Annotated in this window: 17 protein-coding genes; 8 read left to right on the top strand and 9 right to left on the bottom strand. The window is 61.7% G+C overall.

Annotation, left to right across the window (positions count from 1 at the left end; genetic code table 11):
- Window positions 1-24 precede the first annotated feature (24 nt).
- A complete protein-coding gene (locus GJR98_RS11950; RefSeq protein WP_191965488.1) occupies window positions 25-1,080 on the top strand; it encodes a CheF family chemotaxis protein in 1,056 nt (351 codons plus the stop codon).
- Window positions 1,081-1,244: 164 nt separating this feature from the next.
- Window positions 1,245-1,703: an SRPBCC family protein gene (locus GJR98_RS11945; RefSeq protein WP_151138755.1), complete on the top strand. Its 459-nt coding sequence runs from the start codon at window positions 1,245-1,247 to the stop codon at window positions 1,701-1,703.
- A gap of 161 nt (window positions 1,704-1,864) precedes the next feature.
- Here the strand turns inward: GJR98_RS11945 and GJR98_RS11940 are convergent, their stop codons facing one another.
- Genes GJR98_RS11940 through cheB form a run of 4 tightly spaced genes read right to left on the bottom strand, consistent with a single transcriptional unit; the run spans window position 1,865 to window position 7,004 of the window.
- Complete coding sequence (locus GJR98_RS11940) at window positions 1,865-2,731, bottom strand: CheF family chemotaxis protein (RefSeq protein WP_151138753.1); 867 nt, start codon at window positions 2,729-2,731, stop codon at window positions 1,865-1,867.
- A 3-nt stretch (window positions 2,732-2,734) separates the two neighbouring features.
- On the bottom strand, window positions 2,735-3,577 hold the full coding sequence (locus GJR98_RS11935) for a CheR family methyltransferase (RefSeq protein WP_151138751.1): 843 nt from the start codon (window positions 3,575-3,577) through the stop codon (window positions 2,735-2,737).
- Window positions 3,577-5,904, bottom strand: coding sequence for a chemotaxis protein CheA (locus GJR98_RS11930; protein WP_151138749.1), 2,328 nt, complete (start codon window positions 5,902-5,904; stop codon window positions 3,577-3,579). Before GJR98_RS11930 ends, GJR98_RS11935 begins: the two co-directional genes overlap by 1 nt.
- A 2-nt stretch (window positions 5,905-5,906) precedes the next feature.
- Window positions 5,907-7,004: a chemotaxis-specific protein-glutamate methyltransferase CheB gene (gene cheB, locus GJR98_RS11925; RefSeq protein ID WP_151138747.1), complete on the bottom strand. Its 1,098-nt coding sequence runs from the start codon at window positions 7,002-7,004 to the stop codon at window positions 5,907-5,909.
- A gap of 246 nt (window positions 7,005-7,250) precedes the next feature.
- On the opposite strand from cheB, the gene GJR98_RS11920 reads away from it, so the two are divergent.
- Complete coding sequence (locus GJR98_RS11920; RefSeq protein WP_151138745.1) at window positions 7,251-7,721, top strand: chemotaxis protein CheW; 471 nt, start codon at window positions 7,251-7,253, stop codon at window positions 7,719-7,721.
- On the opposite strand, the gene GJR98_RS11915 is transcribed toward GJR98_RS11920, so the two are convergent.
- A complete protein-coding gene (locus GJR98_RS11915) occupies window positions 7,722-9,065 on the bottom strand; it encodes an MFS transporter (RefSeq protein WP_151138743.1) in 1,344 nt (447 codons plus the stop codon).
- A gap of 126 nt (window positions 9,066-9,191) precedes the next feature.
- Between GJR98_RS11915 and GJR98_RS11910 the strand changes: the two genes are divergently transcribed.
- Window positions 9,192-10,784: a uracil-xanthine permease family protein gene (locus tag GJR98_RS11910; RefSeq protein ID WP_151138741.1), complete on the top strand. Its 1,593-nt coding sequence runs from the start codon at window positions 9,192-9,194 to the stop codon at window positions 10,782-10,784.
- A gap of 260 nt (window positions 10,785-11,044) precedes the next feature.
- Window positions 11,045-13,498: a DUF5059 domain-containing protein gene (locus GJR98_RS11905; RefSeq protein ID WP_151138739.1), complete on the top strand. Its 2,454-nt coding sequence runs from the start codon at window positions 11,045-11,047 to the stop codon at window positions 13,496-13,498.
- 52 nt (window positions 13,499-13,550) lie between these two features.
- Here the strand turns inward: GJR98_RS11905 and GJR98_RS17850 are convergent, their stop codons facing one another.
- A complete protein-coding gene (locus tag GJR98_RS17850; RefSeq protein ID WP_255518434.1) occupies window positions 13,551-13,685 on the bottom strand; it encodes a hypothetical protein in 135 nt (44 codons plus the stop codon).
- Between the two features lie 62 nt (window positions 13,686-13,747).
- Window positions 13,748-14,935, bottom strand: coding sequence for a mechanosensitive ion channel family protein (locus tag GJR98_RS11900; protein WP_151138737.1), 1,188 nt, complete (start codon window positions 14,933-14,935; stop codon window positions 13,748-13,750).
- Window positions 14,936-15,052: 117 nt separating this feature from the next.
- Between GJR98_RS11900 and GJR98_RS11895 the strand changes: the two genes are divergently transcribed.
- From GJR98_RS11895 to GJR98_RS11885, 3 genes are all read left to right on the top strand, one after another.
- Window positions 15,053-15,547, top strand: a complete 495-nt coding sequence (locus GJR98_RS11895; RefSeq protein ID WP_151139442.1) for a metal-dependent hydrolase — start codon at window positions 15,053-15,055, stop codon at window positions 15,545-15,547.
- A 78-nt stretch (window positions 15,548-15,625) separates the two neighbouring features.
- Window positions 15,626-16,204, top strand: a complete 579-nt coding sequence (locus tag GJR98_RS11890; protein WP_151138735.1) for a peroxidase-related enzyme — start codon at window positions 15,626-15,628, stop codon at window positions 16,202-16,204.
- Between the two features lie 84 nt (window positions 16,205-16,288).
- The gene (locus GJR98_RS11885; RefSeq protein ID WP_151138733.1) at window positions 16,289-16,483 is read left to right on the top strand and encodes a cold-shock protein; all 195 of its coding nucleotides are present in this window, start codon (window positions 16,289-16,291) and stop codon (window positions 16,481-16,483) included.
- A gap of 78 nt (window positions 16,484-16,561) precedes the next feature.
- On the opposite strand, the gene GJR98_RS11880 is transcribed toward GJR98_RS11885, so the two are convergent.
- The gene (locus GJR98_RS11880; protein ID WP_151138731.1) at window positions 16,562-18,058 is read right to left on the bottom strand and encodes a cryptochrome/photolyase family protein; all 1,497 of its coding nucleotides are present in this window, start codon (window positions 18,056-18,058) and stop codon (window positions 16,562-16,564) included.
- Window positions 18,055-18,849 carry a creatininase family protein gene (locus GJR98_RS11875; protein ID WP_151138728.1) on the bottom strand — a complete coding sequence of 265 codons (795 nt, stop codon included), beginning with the start codon at window positions 18,847-18,849 and terminating at the stop codon, window positions 18,055-18,057. The genes GJR98_RS11880 and GJR98_RS11875 overlap by 4 nt, the downstream gene beginning before the upstream one ends.
- Window positions 18,850-18,884: the final 35 nt, after the last annotated feature.

Genomic DNA, 18,884 nt, shown 5'->3' with positions numbered 1-18,884 from the left:
AACACAGGTGAGTCGGGCGACCAGATGGTCGAACAAGCACGTGCTCGAACGCCCGAGGGAGGTGACGTCGCAGAGAGCGAACTCCTGCAAGCGTATCGTCGGCAGAAGTCCGAGCCAACGGACAAACGCGAACAGAACGAACGGAAGCAGTCGAAACAGCGCCAAGAAAAGCGCACTGCCAACGGAGAGTCTATCGTCGTCGACTTCGTCGCCAGTTTCGTCGCCGGTGGCAACGCATCGTTCGAACCCGTCAAGGGGCGCGTCCTGATGAGTCAACGTCGACTCATCCTCGCCACCTCGAACTCGAAGACCGACATCCCCATCACGTCCATCTTCGACATCGCCGTCGGACAGGTCCCACCGGAAGTCGAGGAGTTCTTCGACTACACGGTGATGGTTGGATACATCATCGGGAGACGCCGACGAACGACCGTCATCGGTGGTGACCGCGAGACTATCGAGAAGTTCACCCTGTTGTTGTTCCGTGCGGTACTCAACGGGTCGCAAGCGCAGGTTACACATCCTGCCCGAATCGGAGGTCGCGTCCTCGATACACCGCGCCGACCCTCCGGACTCCACCTCGACTACGAGGCAGTCACGTTCCCGGACAACGACGGCCCACTCACTGAACACGGCGAACCGTTCCACATCGACCTCGCGAGCGTCATCTTCTTCGAAGTCCTCGAACGGACAGTCGACGACGAAAAGCGGCTCGTCCTCTCGGTCCAGCACGTCGAACAGGGGAAAACGGTCACGTCCGAGATATCCCTCAAATCCCGGCGGAAGATGAACATCCTCGGGCGCTACCTCCGACTCGTCTACCACTGGATCAAGTCCAACGTGCGCGACGTGGAGGTCACAGAACAGGGCCTCGAAGTGCTCGTCGGTCTCTACTCCGCCGGCGAGATGGCCGCAGAAGTCGACTTTAGCGAACTCCTCGGCGTCGAACAGGCAGTCCTCGACGACGCGCTGGAGACCCTCAACGACGAGAAACTCATCGAAGACGACTCGCTGCCAACCTCGCTCACGCCACAGGGTCGGTTCGTCGTGAACGAAGAGATAGAAGACGTGAACGTCTGAGGGCACTGGGGCTGCGAGAACTCAGTGGTTCTGTCGGAATTGCTAGCGGTTGAGAGATGTGGTGTGCTGAATGCAGAGGGTGTGCCCATCACAGCATCGATGAAAATTGAACAAATCCTTGAACAAAAGATTATGCTCTCAGAGTCCAACTATTAATAGTAGAAATGCTATTAGAGGAATCTACGAGAGTACACGCCTCTCCGGAAGACATCTACCGCTTTTTCGAAACGATGGATGAAAATTACGAGCGATGGCATCCAGATCACATTGAATTCAGATGGACCGACGGAAACGGGTTAGTGCAGGGAGCAGAAGCCTACTTCGAGGAACGAATCGCGGGAAAGATACAGCAGAAGACCGTGCGGTTCACGGACATCGTTCCTTGCGAACACATCGAGTTCACACCAACATCACGGCTTGTTGGGCTACTCATGCCATCAATTAGCTTTACTATCGATTCTCACGAGGACGGCTGTGACCTAACTCAGCGAATCAAGGTCCGCACTGGACCGATCGGTGCTCGACTCAACCGGCGTGAATTCGATGCCGTTCGGGAACATATAAAAGAAGAAGGTGAGAATTTGAAGACCATCCTTGAAACCGAAGCTATCAGTACTTCCTAAAGTACCATGAAAAGCATCTCTTCGTAAGCGAGTTTGACAGAGTGGCTCTGCGAGATATGCACACTCTATTCAGCACGACGTCACCAAACGATTACACTCCCTCAATTTCGACGAGCCATAGCATCCATCTCCAGCAGAAGACGTGAAAAAGCAACAGACTGCTACTGCTCGTTGATGGCGTCGGACGCGATGTTGCGGCCACGGGCATTCAACTGCACTTCGTGCCGTATGCGAACTTCTTCGACGACGTTGTGGTCGATGAGGCGTTCGAACAGTTCCTCTACTTTGTCGACGTCGAGGCCGAGGAAGTCAGGGATATCGAACGGGGCGACCCCAGAGTAGAGCGCGGTGAGCACCTGCTTGTCCGTCTCGCTCAACTCGATAGAGGTCTCCGAGAGTTCCTCGCCTTCGCGTAAGAGTGAGTAGAGGAACGTAATCGCTCGTTCTGGCCCGGAGATGTACGTCTGGAGACTCGTCCCTTCGTCGTCTGAGTGTTCGACTTCGATGACGCTCCGAACGTCGTCGTCGACCTTCCGTTCGCCCGTCTTGATTGCGCCGATGTCGTCGAGGCGAATCTCGACGAACTTGCCACCGACGGTTGCCATACTCACGGCCTCTTCTTCGACTTTCAGTCGTGAGTTCTCCCACTCGGTGTTCTGGACGACGCCACCAGCGACCGCCGGGTGTCGCGCGAGGAACTGCTCGGAGTTCAGCAGCGCACCGAAGAAATCGGTCTCGAACTCGTCGTAGTCGACCGGTGCGAGGAGGACGACGCCCGATGGGATTCGGAGGCTGAAGTAGTCAGAGACGGTCGCGATTCGCTGATTGACGTCGAATCGGCCGCCGAGTTTCTCGATATCCCCGAGTGGGATCGTCCGTTTTCCTGCCGTGCCTGCGAGGATGAGCCGTTTGTTCGACAGGAGAATCCGGCCACTCGTCCAGTCGACGTCGTGTCGCTCCCGGCCGTTCTTGATAACCTGGAGGAAGCGTCCGCGAGTGTCTCCAAGTTTGTGTTCACCGGGTTTCATCGCTTATCTCTGAGCCGCGGCGTCGCTCGCGCGGTAGATACGCAGTCGTTTCTCGACGGGGTCGAACTGTGTTCGAACGCGTGGCGGAATCGTCTCGGTCATCCCGATGGTGAGGTAGCCGTTCGGCTTGAGGGCCGACCCGAGCGTCTCGAAGACGGCACGCTTCGACTCGGCGTTGATGTAGATGAACAGATTCCGACAGACGACGAGGTCGAACGTCCCCGGAGGGTCTTCACGGATGAGGTCACGCCTGCTGAAGCGGACCATGTCCGTGATTTTGTCTTTGACGCGGAAGATGTCGCCATCCCGGTCGACGTAGCGGTCCCAGCGCCCGATTGGGTCGAGTTGTTCGGCGATGTCGTTCGTCTCCGAGGCGCGGTACTCGCCGTTTCGTGCAGCGCGGAGTATCTCGCGTTTGATGTCGGTACCGACGATTTCGATTCGTCGTTCGTCCACGTGGTCGTCGTCGTGTGCGAGCATCGCGAGGGAGTACGCCTCACGGCCGTCCGAACAGGCGGCGCTCCATACCTTGATTGGGTCGTGTCTGCTTCCCCTCGAACTCAGGTCACGAAGGACGTCTCGGAGTGCGTCCCAGACCTTCGGGTTTCGGAAGAAACTGGTCACGTTGACAGAGAGCGCGTCGAGGAGCGCGGCCTGTTCGTCGTCTTCCGTACGCAACAGGTTCTGATACTCGTCGTACTCGTCGACCCGTCGCCGACGCATTCGGGCAGAGATACGCCGGTCGAGGTAGGCGTCGTTGTACGAACTCGTCTGGAACCGCAGCGAGTCTTCGATGTACTCCAAGAGTCGTTCGAAGTCTGCATCCCCAGCACTGGACGAGGACATCAGTCTGCCGCCTCCTCGACGGTGTTCGGGAGTTCACTCGGGTCGAACTCGCGCATCGCGTGCTTCCCTTCGGCGGGGAGTTCGAGCGTCGAAACGTCGAGAATCGGGATGACGTTTCCGTCGCCGATGACGGCGGTGCCGGACAGTCCGTCGACGCCGGAGAGCGGCCCTTGGAGCGGCGTCACGACGACTTCTTCCTGTTTGGTCACGCCGTCACAGTGAAGTGCGACCTGTCTGTCGTCGGGGCGGATGCGAACGACCATCCCGTGGTCGAGTTCGGGGGCGTCGATTTCCAGTGCTTCGCGAAGGCGAATCAGCGGGAAGATCGTGTCTTCGTGGACGATGACTTCCGCACCGTTGACCGACTGCACCCGTTCACGGCGGCTAATCTCGTCGATGTACTTGATGGGAACGCCGAACTCGCGGTCGTCGACCTGCACGAACAGGACCTTGATAATCGCCACCGACACGGGGAGTCGGATGTTGACTGTACTCCCCTGCCCGGGTTCGCTCTCGACCGAGACGGCCCCGTCGAGCGACTCGACAGTGGTCTTCACGACGTCCATCCCGACACCACGGCCGGAGACGTCGGTAATCTCGTCGTTGGTGGACAGGCCCGGATGGAAGATGTAGTCGTACACCTCTGAGTCGGGCATCGCGTTCATCTCTTCGCGGGTCTCGACGCCCTCAGCGACGACTTTGTCGCGGACGGCGTCGGCGTCGATACCGCCGCCATCGTCTTCGACCGTCACGATGACAGTGTCGTGTTGTCGCTGTGCGGAGAGTCTAATCGTCCCCATCCGCGGTTTGCCGTTGGCTTCGCGCACGTCGGGTTCTTCGATGCCGTGGTCGACGGCGTTCCGGAGCACGTGCATCAATGGGTCTGAAATCTCGTCGAGGATGGTCCGGTCGAGTTCGATATCCGCGCCCTCGACGGTGAACGAGACACGCTTGTCCTGTTCGCGTGCGAGGTCACGAACGAGCCGTGGGAACTTGTCGAACACCTTCTTCAGCGGGATGAGGCGCATGTCCATGACGGTGTTCTGGAGGTTCGACGAGATTTTGTCCAGTTCGTCGAGCGTGTCGAGCGCCGTGTGCTGTTCTTCGTCGATGGCGTTTCGGAGTTTGATCCGACTCGTCACGAGTTGCTCGACGAGTTCGTGGAGTTCGTCGAGCTGGTCGACGTCGACACGGACGGACTTGACTGCGGAGATGGACTGTGCCTCCTTCTTGTCGTTCGATTCGCCGTCGTCAGCGTCAGCGTCGTTGCTGGCGTCTTTGTCTCCGTCATCGGCGTCGGTTTTCGTGTTCTCGTCGGCGCTGGTGTCCACGCTCTTCTCGTCACTGGTGTCCGAACTCTGGTCGGTGTCACTGTCGGTGGTGACATCGGCGTCCGAATCGTCGCTGAAGAGTCCGCTGGCGTCGTCCGCCGACGGTTCGTCTGCGGAGAATTCGTCAGTGTCCGCGTCTGCTACGTCGTCGGCAGGTTCGACCTGCTGGCTTGCGTCCGCATCGACAGCCTGTTCGGTCGCGTCCGCATCGACAGTCTCGTCTGAATCGGGAACAGCGGACGCAACACCGTCGAGTACGTCGGAGACGTCGGTCGCGTCGACGGATTCGACCTTCCAGAGGTCGCCGAGTCTCGATTCGACTGCTTTGGGAGCGAGGTTGGCGACGAACAGGTCGAATCCGTCGTCGAACTCGCCACATTCGATGGCGTCTCGTGACGGAGAGAACCCGACGACATCGACGCGCTCGGGGATGTTGCTGAGGAAGATGCCGGCGTCGACACTTTTCATCTGGCCCGCGCCGAGTTCGACGTAGGCGTGTGCGAGGGTTGCCGCGTCGATGGCGTCGACATCCACACGCTCGGCAGCGAGTGAAAGGAGGTCGACGTCTTCGCGGGAGGGGCCGTCAGATGCCACCTGCTCCGAGTTTCCCGTGTCACCGCCGGTCTGGGCGGCGGCACGAATCTCTTCGACCGTCTCGGTGGGGTCGGTCGTCGATTCGCCGTTCTCCTCGATGTCGTGGAGGATGTCCACGATGAGGTCCATCCCGTCGAAGACGAGGTCCATCCGCTCGGCAGTTACGTCGAGCCGTTCGTGACGAATCTCGTCGAGGAGGTCTTCGACGGCGTGTGCGACCGTCGCGGCGTTGTCGAAGCCCATCGCACCGAAGTTCCCCTTCAGGGTGTGTGCCTGCCGGAAGATGTCGTCGATGGCGTCGGTGTCGTCGGGGTTGGACTCTAACGACAGGAGGGAGTTGTTCAACTGCGTGATGCTCTCTTCGCTCTCGGTGATGAATGCCTGGTAGAGTTCTTCGTCCATGGTCAGGTAGAAATCCCGCGAAGTGTTTCGTCGGTGATGCGCCCGTCGGGTGCGATAACGTCGACACAGCCTGCTTCGATGGCTCGCTTCGGCATCCCGAAGATTGCTGATGTTGCTTCGTCCTGTGCGACCGTGTGACCGCCTGCACGACTGATTCGAGACATCCCCTCGACGCCGTCGCGACCCATTCCGGTCAACAGCACACCGGCGAGCGGTGCGTCGACAACTTCGGCCGCCGAGGCCATCGTGAGGTCGATTGCTGGTTTGACGCCGTGGAGTGGTTCGTCGTCGGAGAGGTGGAGGGTGAGTCGGCCGGCACGGTCACCGGTGACGAGGAGGTGTGATCCACCCGGCGCGATTCGAACCTGCCCGGGGCCGATTCGTTCGCCATCTTCGGCCTCTCGAACGTCGTAGTCACAGCGACCGTCGAGTCGTTCGGCGAATCGGTTCGTAAAGCCCTCCGGCATGTGTTGGACGACGATGACCCGGAGCCCCGCCTCCGCCGGAAGTGCAGCGAGGACTCGTTCGACCACGTTCGGCCCGCCAGTCGATGCGCCGATGACGAGCGTCGACCCCTCTTGCGGCAGTGCCGTGAGAGAGGGTTTCGGCGTCGTCGACTCGGATTTGGGTCGGCGTTTCGTCTCGGTCTTCGGTGGGCGTGACCGTCGTTGCGTGGCGCGGAGGTCCACTGCCGCGGCGGACTGAATCTTCTCGACGAGTTCGCGTTTCACGCGAGGCATCTCGGAGGTGACTTCGCCACCGGGTTTGGTCACGAAGTCCACTGCGCCTCTGTCGAGTGCTTCGAACGTGACGTCGGCGTCCTCTTCGGCGTGGGCCGAGAGCATGAGGACGGGTGTCGGACACTCGTCCATGATGCCTTCGACCGCGTCGAGGCCGTTCATCTCGGGCATCTCGATGTCCATCGTCACCACGTCGGGACGGTGTTCACCGACAACCGAAATCGCCTCTCTCCCGTTGCTCGCGTCGGCGACCACGTCGACGTCTGCGTCTTCGAGGAGTGTTCGAATCAGCGTCCGCATGAACCGTGAGTCGTCGACGACGACGGCACGGGTCGGCCCACCGGCGGGAGACGTGCTCATCGTCTCCACCCGGAGAGGCCACGCCGAGGCGACACGAGAGGCGTCGGGAGCGCCCCCTGTCGATGGCTGGTAGAAGTCGTCGGAGTGCCGTTTCGTTGACCGCTCATCTACTGTCGAGGTTCGGAAATCGGATATATAAACGCTCGCCGAGGAGAATCACGGCTGATAATCGGGTACGTACCTTTATGCACCGAATCTGTCCACTGTGAGGCAGACAGACGGCGGTGTGCACCGCCGAATTTTACCATGCGACAGGATGCAATCACGCCCGACGTGGCAGCGGACGACGCGGATGAAGACTCCACAGAAGAGGTGCAAGTCCTCGAATTCCAACTGGGGCCGGAGACGTACTGCGTCGATATCGAATACGTGAGCGAAATCGTCGACAAGGGTCAACTCACGGCCGTTCCGAACTCCCCCGAGTACGTCGAGGGCGTGATGGACTTGCGCGGCCGGACGACATCCATCATCAACCCGAAGTCGCTGTTCAACATCGACGACGAGGGCGACTCGAAGCGCATCGTCATCTTCGACCCCAACCGGTTCGAAGACGAAGCAGCGACGGGATGGCTGGTCGACGAAGTGTATCAGGTCGTCCGCGTCTCGATGAACGACGTCGAAGACCCACCGTTAGAGAAAGACGACTCCATCGAGGGCGTCATCAAGCGTGATGGGGAACTCGTCGTCTGGATTTCGCCGGTCCACGCAATCGAGTAATCACTGGGTCGAGAGCAACTGGCCCCGCACTGATTTTTCGCCCGACGACCAGACGACGACGAGCGCCGTCACGACGATTCCGCCAGCGAGTGCGAAGGCGGTGACGTATCCGAAGGAGGTGGCGACGACACCGCCGAGTGCTGCCCCGATACCGCCGCCGAGGCTTGCGAGCGCCGTGTACGCGCCGAGCGCGTCACCTCGAATGCGGTCGGATGCGAGGCGGGTGACGATTCCCGTCGCCGTCACGGCGATGACGGCCCACGTGACACCGATGACGAGGAACGTCGCCCCGAGGACGAGGAAACTCGTCCCTGCCGTGAGGCGCGTTCCGACGACGGCGACGAGCGGAAACGCGAGTCCACGCGTCGCCAGTGCGCCGACCTGTAACTCTCGTGAGTCGTGTGTCGTCGTCAACGACCCGACGCGGGCGTAACTCAGGGCCGACCCGAGACTCGAGAGGACGAAGAGGATGAACACTTCATCCGCCGACCGACCCGCAGCGATGAGATACGCAGGGAGTGGGCCGAAGAAGACGGAGAACCCGACGAAAAAGAGCGTCGCGGCCGCGAGGTACCGAAGCAAGGTTGGGTTCACACGAGTCCGTAGTTCCGAGAGGTCCAGTCCGTGCAGCGCCCAGTACATCCGTGATGGACCGTACGGAACCGCCCTGACCGAGCGCCCGATGAGGCCACTTTGTCGGCGGATTCCCGCTGAGAGACGCGCGAATCTCTCGGCAGACACCGTGGAGTGTTCGGGGTACCACACTCGAACCAAGACTGCTCCGACCGCGGCGGCAACTGCCGAAATCAGGAGGAACCATCGTTGGACGGCGAGTGCGTCGAGGCCGAGCAGTCGTGGCGCGAGCGCCGACCAGACTGCGCCGACGACGAGGCCACCCAACCAGCCGTAGCCCTGATAGTGGTTGAGAACGCCGAACCGTTGGTCCCACCGATGCGAGGGTACGCCTTCGACGACGATGAGGTTCAACACGGGCGCAGCGGCCGCGACGACGAACCACAGGAGCGTATTTGCGGCGAGGACTGCTGTCGGTGAGTCGACGGCGGTGAGTAGTCCGAGCACGCCGGCCGTCGAGATGAGTGCGACGAGAACGAACGGACGTCTGCGTTTCGCTCGGGTCGCGAGTCGGCCCCAGAGTATCGCACCGGGTGCCCCGGCAAACGCCGCGGTGGCCGCGATGAGACCGACGAAGAGGGCGCTCGCACCCAACTCGATGGCGTAGAGTGGAACGACGAGTGACGATGCACCGACGGCGGCGTAGCCGAGTGCCCACCCGATGAGCCACCGGTCGCGGGCCGAGTTCTGAGAGGACTGTCGGTCGAACATGGGCCAACAGTCAAAACGGTGAAATATAGTCGTTGTGCCCCGGTCACACGAAAAAGTAGGACATATATACCACCAGTGGAATGCTGGAACAACCATGCTCGGGAGAAAACCGCCGCATACGGGGGGATGGTCGTGACGGACGACTCATCACCCTCTTCATTCGTGCAGTACGGTATCGACGACAAACCACCCCTCCCAACCGCTCTCCTTCTCGGCGCCCAACACTATCTCACGATGGTGGGCGCAAACATCGCTGTTCCCCTCATTCTCGCTGGAGTCCTCGGAATGCCCGGCGACGTCGTCCCACGCTTCGTCGGGACGTTCTTCGTCGTCTCCGGCATCGCGACGTTGATGCAGACGACGTTCGGGAACCGCTACCCAATCGTGCAGGGGGCACCGTTCTCGATGCTCGCACCGGCAATCGCCGTCATCGGCGTCGTGAAAGCCACCGACCCAGCAGGAGTCGCGTGGCAGAGTGCGTTGCTCCAACTTCAGGGCGCCATCATCGTCGCGGCGGGCGTCGAAGTCCTCGTCGGCTACTTCGGCTTGCTCGGACGCCTCCGGAAGTTCATCTCGCCGGTCGTCATCGCGCCGACCATCGCGCTCATCGGTCTGTCGCTGTTCAGCGTCCCACAGGTCACGTCGGCCACCAACAACTGGTGGTTGCTCGGCTTGACGCTGGCACTCATCGTCCTCTTCTCGCAGTACCTCGACACCACTCACTCGGCGTTCAAACTCTTCCCCGTGCTCCTCGGTGTCCTCGTCTCCTACATCGTGGCGGCGATTCTGTCTGTCACGGGCGTCATCGCCGCGGGTGCACCGGGGTACGTCAACTTCCAGTCGGTCCTCACCGCACCGGCAGTCATGCCTATCTACCCCTTCCAGTGGGGCTTCGCAGGCGGTGCTGGAACGATGGAAGTCGCGCTCCCCGTCGTGGGTGCTGTCGCCTTCGGTATCCCGCAGTTCACCACCTCGTTCATCATCGGCATGCTCGCCGGCGTCGCCGCCTCGATGGTCGAGTCCTTCGGTGACTACCACGCCGTCGCCCGGTTGTCGGGTGTCGGTGCACCGTCGAAGCGCCGCATCAACCACGGCATCGGCATGGAAGGCCTGATGAACATCTTCTCCGCGACGATGGGCGGCAGTGGGTCGACCTCGTACTCCGAGAACATCGGTGCAATCGGTCTCACGGGCGTCGCGTCTCGCTACGTCGTGCAGGTCGGTGCTGCGCTGATGCTCGTCATGGGCTTCGTCGGCTACTTCGGGCAACTCATCGCGACGATTCCCGGCCCCATCGTCGGTGGCCTGTACATCGCCATGTTCGGCCAAATCGTCGCTGTCGGCCTCTCGAACCTGAAGTACGTCGACCTCGACTCCTCGCGCAACATCTTCATCATCGGCGTCGCCATGTTCGCTGGACTCGCAATCCCAGCGTACATGGGCAACGTCGGCAGTGCTGAAGCCTTCCGGCAGGGGATGAGTCAGGTCGCAGTCGTTGGCGGTATCCTCGGGACGCAACTCATCGCCGACACCATCTTCGTCATCGGTTCGACGGGCATGGCAGTCGGTGGCCTGTTCGCGTTCTTCTTCGACAACACCATTCAGGGAACTCGCGTCGAACGCGGCCTCGAAGAGTGGGAAGACACCGTCGAAGAAGACGGCGAGTTCGAGTCTGCGTTCGACCGCATCCGCGGCAACGAGACGTCCTGGTCCGACTAATCGACGACGGCCTCGTCTCAACCCAACTGCCTCGGTTTCGACTACCTTCTCTTCGCGCCAGATTCGACCGACAGTCGTCACTCATCGACAATCTCCGTTTTTCCGTCGGTGCTGCTGCCGGCACTCGAACAATCGACGTCCTTATCAACGTTTAGGGAGACCAAAAAAATCAGTAACAGGAGAGAGTCTCAACGCACGGCACAGTTTTAGGCTGGCCTAAAAATCGAAGTCCTTTTATTAGTTTAGGCAAGCCTAAAATCATGAACTACTCCCGACGGACGCTGTTGAAGACGACGGGGCTCGCGGTCGCATCCGCCGGCCTCGCCGGTTGTAGCAGCCAAAACAACGATTCGACGGAATCCGAGACGGCAGCGACGGAGACTGCGGAGGGAACCGAAGCCGGCTCGTCAGTGACTGTCGATGCGACGGTTGCCGTCGCGGCCGAGTGGAACGCCATGCGTGCGCGACTGTACGATACGGTTGCACTCGCCTCGGCCGGCCGTCTCGGTACTGCCGGTCGTGTGGCCGAAGACGTGTTCGCCCGGTTCGAACAGGCATCTGGCGAGTGGAGTGCGCACGAACAGCTGGAAGCGACGAACGAGCAGAACTACGAGACGTTCGAACGACACCTCGGTGGTGCGGCAACTGCCTTCTCCGAAGGCCACGCCGACGAGGGGACCGACCTCGCCATGCAAGCGGCCGACAACCTTCTCGCTGCCCAGCGCGGACGCACCGACCCCGCAATCGTCGATGCACTGGGACTGTTTTCCTTCGCTGCCCGCGCTCGCGACGTCGAGATGCTCGCGGCCGCCGGTGAAGGAGACGCCGCGGCGGAACTCGCACACAGCATCTACGAAGCGTTCGAAGACGCGCCCGCACACGAAGTCATCGAGGAGGCATCGCACGAACTCTACGAGACGTTCGAGGCGGGCATCGAAGGCGCGGCCGACGCGAGCGACGCGAGCGCGATTCGCCAATCCGCTCGCAGTGCCGCCACCGCGATGGTCGATGCCAGTTACGAAGTCGCCCCAAAATCCGTCAGCGGTGCCGGACACCTCGCGCTCATGCAAGCAGTTGGCTTCGACGCCGAAGTCCTCGCTGGCCTCGGCGGCCCCGGTGACGAGTACGCCCACGCGTCGGCACTCACCCTCTACCGCGCCCGCGCTGCCGACGTCGCGTGGCTCGTCGCGCAGGGTGAGACCGACTTCGCCGCGACGATTGCCGGTGACATCTACGCGCACTTCGAAGGCGCACGCGCACACGAGGCTCTCGAACACGCCGACCACGACGCGTACGAAGGCTTCGAAGGTGGCCTCGAATCGCTGAAGGAAGCAGCCCAGTCTGGTGACCTCGAAGCGACCGAAGAGGCACTCGTGACTGTCGACGAGAACCTGCTCGCCGGTGTCTCAGCACTCGTCGGTGGCGACGCGGCGACCATCCTCGAAGCGGCGTTCTTCCGTGCCCGACTCGCCGATGCTCGTGAACTCGTCTCTCTCGGTGCGACCGACCGGGCCGCCTCCGTCGCCGAGCACCTCTTCGAACGGTTCGAGGAGAACGAAGCCAACCTCCACGAAGCCATCGAACACGAGTCTGAAGACCTCTATCACCGCTTCGAAGAGGAACACCTCGCCGGTCTCGTCGACGCCGCGACGGCAGGCGACACCGAGTCGGCAGTGACGCACGCCGAGGGTGCGATGGACGCGCTCTTCGAGTTCGAGACTGCAGTCGGAACGACCGCCGAAGTGTCGGCCGCCGAAGCAGCGTTCTTCGGTGCCCGAGGATTCGACGCGGCCGGACTCGCACAGCTTGGGTCGACCGACCGCGCCGCGGCTGTTGTGGAGTCGGCGTACGGCTTCTTCGAGGAAGGGGCCGGTGGCTACCACGAGGCGCTCGAACACGCCGACCACGACCTGTACAAGTCGTTCGAAGGCGCACTCGAAGGAGTCGGAACTGCGGCCGAAGAAGGCGGCGACGCCTACGGCCCGGCCAAGACGTACAACCAGAAGGCCATCGACTCGATGTACGCTGTGGTGGCAACCGCCGCCGCAGACGCAGGCCTCGCGGCCGCTGCATCTGCGCGCATGAGCGGTGTCTACGAAACGTTCGAAGGAGCCCGCGTCCACGAGACGCTCGAAGAAGCCGACCACGATGCCTACGAAGGTTTCGAGAAGGCACTTTCGACCTACGTGGGTGCGCTCGAAGAGGGTGCCGAGACCGACACGGCGGCCAACGCGTACGCCGCCGCGACGCTTCGCGCACAGTTCGCTGTCGTCGGTTCCCCCGACAAGGCACCTATCGACCACTCGTCGCACGACCACGACCACGGAGGCAGTGAAACTTCGTACTCAGGCGGACCGAACGTCGTCGAGGGTGTCCCCGAAGACGTGGACCACGTCGTGAAGATGAACGCCGTCTCCTTCGACCCCGACGAACTGACAGTGAACGTCGGCGACACGGTCGCCTTCGAACACGCCGCTGGCGAAGCACACACGGTGACCGCTATCGGGAGCGACCTACCCGAAGGTGCAGCGTACTGGGCCTCTGGTGGATTCGAGTCACAGGATGCGGCCGAAGCAGGATGGGACGAACAGAAGGGCGCGGTCCAGTCCGGTCAGTCCTACGTCCACACGTTCGAGACGGCGGGCGAACACCCGTACTTCTGCATCCCTCACGAGGCTGCAGGCATGACCGGAACCATCGTCGTCGAAGAATAAGGGACACACGTCGCTGTCTCACTCGGGTGCCGAGTGGTTCGGTCCTGGTCAGTCACCGCTCCGCCCGGCCCTGCCCGAGTGCGACGAGAACGAGATATCCCACGAGTCCGGCGGCGAACAGGAGGACTGGGATGATGAAGGGCCCGAACGTCTGGATGAGCGTGTCCAGCGGCCCGAGTTGGAGCATACCTGACGAAGGGCCGCCCGAGGGTTAACGTTCCCGGCGGTTACTCGTCGTCGGCTTCGCACTCAGTCGTCTATGAGGTCGTCGTATGAGTCGTCTTCGGCGTCTTCTGCGTCGAACTCGGCGTCTGCTCGCGACGACGAACTCCCGCCGTTTGTCATCTCTGAGACCATCGACTTTTGGGCTGGCTTTTCACGCTTCTCGGCAGTGTAGACGTGAACCTCCCGCTGTGGGAACGGGATTCCGATATCTGCAGCGTTCAACCGTTTGTAGATGGCGCGGTTGACGTTGTGCGTCGCCTTCCCTCGTTTGAGTGGACTGTTGACCCAGCAGACGAGTTCGTACTCCAGTGCGTCGGCACCGAACCGCCGGAGTCGAGCGCGTGGTCGGGGCGAATCGAGGACGAGCGGTTCGTCGATGGCGATGTCGACGAGTATCTCTTCGACCTCGTCCACGTCGGTGCCGTAGGCGACGCCGATGGGGACCTTCATCCGACGACGGCGGTTCGGCGCCGACTCGTTGATAATCTTCGCAGCGTTGAGCACAGAGTTCGGGACGGTGACGCGGAGTTCGTCACGGGTGAGGAGCGTCGTCGAGCGAATTCCGACTTTGATTACCGTTCCTGCCTCACCAGAGTCGAGGACGACGTAGTCGCCAATCTTGTACGTGTCGTCGAAGTAGAGTGCGATTCCGCCGAAGAAGTTGGCGACGGTATCCTTCGCGGCGAACCCGACGGCGATGCCAGCGATACCTGCACCGGCGAACAGTGGAGTGATTTCGATGCCCCAGAGGTACAACAGGGCCGCGATGGTCCCCGCGGAGACGACGATCGTCCAGATGTTCGAGAACACCGGCGCGAAGTCGAATCGACTCCCTTTGTCTTTGACCGACTCGACGATGCGGTTGACGAGACGGTTCAGCCCCCACGCCCAGACGACGATGCCGATGGAAATCGACGGCAGTCCGAAGAAGGTGTTGAGAAACGCTTCGTCGACGACGAGCGCTGTCGCGACTGCCGGGGCTTGCGCAAAGAGGTAGATGCCGGTCAGTGAGACGGTGACGACGATGGGCCACCGGAGTTCCTGCACGATGATGTTGTCGAGGCCAGTCTCTGTCCGCTTCGTGTACTGCAACAAGAGGCGGATGACGACGGCCTCCATCACGAATGCACCACCGATAGAGATGAGTAACACGAGGAGTGTCGCCTCCACCGCCGACAGTCCCGAAAGGAATCCAGAGAGGTGCTGGCTCATAACGCGCACGACGCGGCCATCGCGGTTAACCATTGTTCCGAGCGGCTGACACTCTGGCCACGGTGACGCTCTTCGGGCCGAAAGGTTATGTACGATACCGCCACCAACACGAGTCAGATGTACCGACTCGGCCACTGGGGCGTCTCCCTCCTCGTGTTCGCCCCGCTTGGATTCACGCTGGTGCAAGCAGGCTCTCCCGAACTCGCGTTCGTCGCCGGCGCGGTGATGTGCTGGTTGGCGATGCTTCCCGATTACGACGTTCGTATCCCGGGTATCTCTCACCGTGGGCCGACCCACACGCTCCTGTTTGCCGCACTCGTCGGTGCCGTCGGCGGCGGCGGTGCCTTCTTGCTCGCGAGCAACGCGGGACAGACCGAAACCACAGCACTGACCCTCGGTGCGTTCGGGTTCGCCGTCGGCGCGCTGACCATCGTCGCCCACCTCCTCGGCGACGTGCTCACACCCATGGGAATTCGGCCCCTCTGGCCGCTTTCGTCGCGGAAGTTCACGCTCTCCCTCTGGACTGCAGACAACACACTCGCCAACTACGGCCTGTTCGCAGTCGGCGTGTTCGCAGTCGCCGCCGCCGCGTATCTCTCGGTCGCTATCTGACTCGGGCGGATTGCCACCGGCTGTATCGTCTCTCGAATCTGAGGAATCGTTAAGGTCTGTCCGAGTGACCACCGACGCATGGACGACGACGCGATGCGACGGTTCCCAGTTCCGGACCTCGACGAACTCCCAGACGACCTGCGCGAGCGAATCGAAGACGAGACAGAACGAGCAGGCTTCACCCCGAACGTCTTCGCCGGGTTCGCGTACAAACCGTCACACTGGCGGGCGTTTTTCGACTATCACGACGCCCTCGTCGACGACACCGACTTGGAGCGCCACGAAGTCGAGATGATAATCGTCGCCGTCTCGGGAGTCAACCACTGTTACTACTGCAACGTCGCACACGGTGCGCTGCTGCGAATTTACGCGAAAGACCCACTGCTCGCGGACCAACTCGTCGCCAACTACCGGTCGGCGGATATCTCCGAGAAGCACAAGACGATGCTCGGCGTCGCCGTCAAACTCACCGAGCGCCCAGTTGAAGTCGGTGACGACGACCTCCAGCGACTTCGTGACGTGGGGTTCTCCGAGGAGGCCGTCTGGGACATCGGTGCAGTCACCTCGTTCTTCAATCTGAGCAACCGCATGGCGATGTTCGCCGATATGCGGCCGAACGAGGAATTCCACTCACTGGGCCGAGAACGCCGCGACTAACACAGTGTCTGCCTGCAGAGACCACGTGGATTGGTGTCAATTGGCGGAACCCTTATCAGCTTCTCTGCCGACATTCGACACGCAATGGCGAAAGGTAAGGTTGCATTCTTCAAGTCCTCCGGTGGATACGGATTCATCGAGACGGACGACGCGGATGACGACGTATTCTTCCACATGGAAGATATCGGTGGTCCAGACCTCGAAGAGGGTCAGGAAATCGAATTCGACATCGAACAGGCGGACAAAGGTCCCCGAGCGGTCAACGTAAAGCGGCTCTAAGGCTGCGACTCCCGACCGGAGACTCGAGCGCGAACAGAACTTTTCATTTTCACACGGTGAGCGACTGCGCCGGGACGTTCAGAGTGTGCCGTCCCGTCCCATCTGCCGAATTTCTGTCGCACGCGCGCTGATTTCGGCCCACTCGTCGTCGTCTTTCCGGTCGACGTGTGAGTACATGAGCCCCATCCGACCCGTCCCACGCAACAGTTCTTCGTTCTCCTTCAGGAAGTCCCAGTAGAGCGCGTTGAACGGGCACGCGTTCGACCCAGTCGTCTTCGACACCGCGTAGGGGCACGACGAGCAGTAGTCGGACATCTTGTTCACGTAGTTCCCCGACGAGGCGTAGGGCTTCGACGAGAGCACGTCTGTCGCGAACGACCCCATCCCGACGACGTTCGGCGTCGTCACCCAGTGGTACGCGTCGACGAATCCGAGGTGGAACCATCGATTGAGTTCCTGTGGGTCGACGCCGTAGACGAGTGCGAAGTTCGAAAGCACCATCAGGCGCTCGATGTGGTGCGCATAGCCGTGGTCGTAGACGTGGCCGACCGCCTCAGAGAGACACTTCATGTCCGTCTCGCCGGTCCAGTACGCCTCTGGCAGTGATTCCGTCTGACCGAGTTGGTTGGCGTCGGCGAGCTCGGGCATCGACCGGCGGTAGACGTGGCGCATGAACTCTCGCCAGCCGACGACCTGCCGGACGAAGCCTTCGACGCTGTTGAGCGGTGCCGTACCATCTCTGTAGGCGTCCTCGACGACCTCGACGACCTCGTGCGGCGTGAGCAAGCCGAGGTTGATAGACGCCGACAGAAGCGAATGACACAGCGCCCACTCGCCGTCGAGCATCGCATCCTGATACGGGCCGAACTCGGTGAGTCGCGTCTCGACGAAGTGGTCGAGTGCCTGTCGTGCCTCGTCACGGGTCACTGGCCAGACGAACTCGTCGGCAGACCCCCACGCCGCAGGGTAGCGTTCGCGGACGAACTCGATGGCCTCCTGTGTCACGTCGTCAGGGAGGAATCGCGGCGCTTCGGGAGGTGTCCAGTCGTCGGGTGGCGTCTCTCGGTTCTGGTCGTCGTAGTTCCACTCACCACCGGCCGGGTCGTCGCCGTCCATCAAGATTCCCGTCTCTCGCCGGACGTGACGGTACCAGTGTTCCTGCCGGTAAGACTCCGCGTCGCCCGCCCACGAATCGAACTCCGCGGGTGTCGTGAGAAAGCGGTCGTTTTCGACGAGCGTGAGCGACCCTCCACGGGATTCGACGAGGTGCCGAAATCGCTCGCCTGCGCCGTGACTCGGCGGGTCCATCATGACGAGGTCTGTCCCGGGAGCAGCGTCGTAGAATCGGTCGAGGCCATCGGCGAACGTCTCCGCTTCGATGTAGGTCACCTCGTACCCGCGCTCACGAAGGTCGTCGCGGAAGTGGCGCATCGCCGAGAACACGAGCGCCAGTTTCTGGGGGTGATACGGCAACCGCTCGCCGAACGCGTGTGCCTCTATCATGAGCACGTGGTCGTCGTGCTGGAGGGGTGTCGCGTCTGGAGAGAGTTGGTCGCCGAGGACCCAGACGGTCATCTGCGCTCGCCCGGTTGCGGGTCGACGTGCGCGGGTGCCAGGAGGTCGTCTATTGGTTGCGCGTCAAGCCATTCGAGGAGCCGCACGAGTTGGTCGGTCGCGGCCTCGAACAGCTCGGCACCGGCGTCTGGTGTCGCGTCGGTCTGGTCGCCGAAGACGCCGTTTTCGGCGTTCTCGATGGCGTCGTAGTAGGTCCGGGCACCGTACTCACGGAGGTGGTCTCCAGTGAGGTCGACGGTTCCCCCGTCGCGGGCGTCTTCGAGTCGGTCGTCTCGGACGAGGTCGCGCGCGATGTGCATAATCATCGCCGTCTCCTTCGGACCGCCGTGTGGCCCGGGGTGGTCGAACAACTCGCTGACGAGGTCTGGAATCGACTCGTCCCACATCCACTCGATGGCGTACATCGTCCCGTCGTCGCGCAGTCTGCGACCGACTTCGCGGAGGTGTTGAACGTTGCCGCCGTGGGCGTTGACGAACACGACGCGGTCGACACCGTGGTACGCGAGGTTACGCGTCATTGACTCGACGTAGTCGCGGAACTGTGGCGCGTCGACCCACATCGTCCCGTGAAACTGTCGGTGGTGGGGGCTCACGCCGACGTTCACTGTTGGCGTACAGAGGTGACCGGTTCGGTCGGTCGCAGCGCGTGCCAACGACTCGGCGATGAGGTGGTCGGTGGCGAGTGGGAGGTGTGGGCCGTGTTGTTCGGTCGAGCCGAGCGGGACAACCGCCAGCGACTCCGAGGCGACGTAGTCACCGAGTTCGGGCCACGTCTGGTCCGCGAGGTACATGTCAGTCACCACGGAGCGACACGTAAAGAATGTGA

Origin of the sequence: Haloferax marinisediminis, from assembly GCF_009674585.1 — an archaeon.
Taxonomy (GTDB): Archaea; Halobacteriota; Halobacteria; order Halobacteriales; family Haloferacaceae; genus Haloferax; species Haloferax marinisediminis.
Note: the sequence above shows the minus strand (reverse complement) of the source record. Positions and strands in the feature narration are given on the sequence as shown.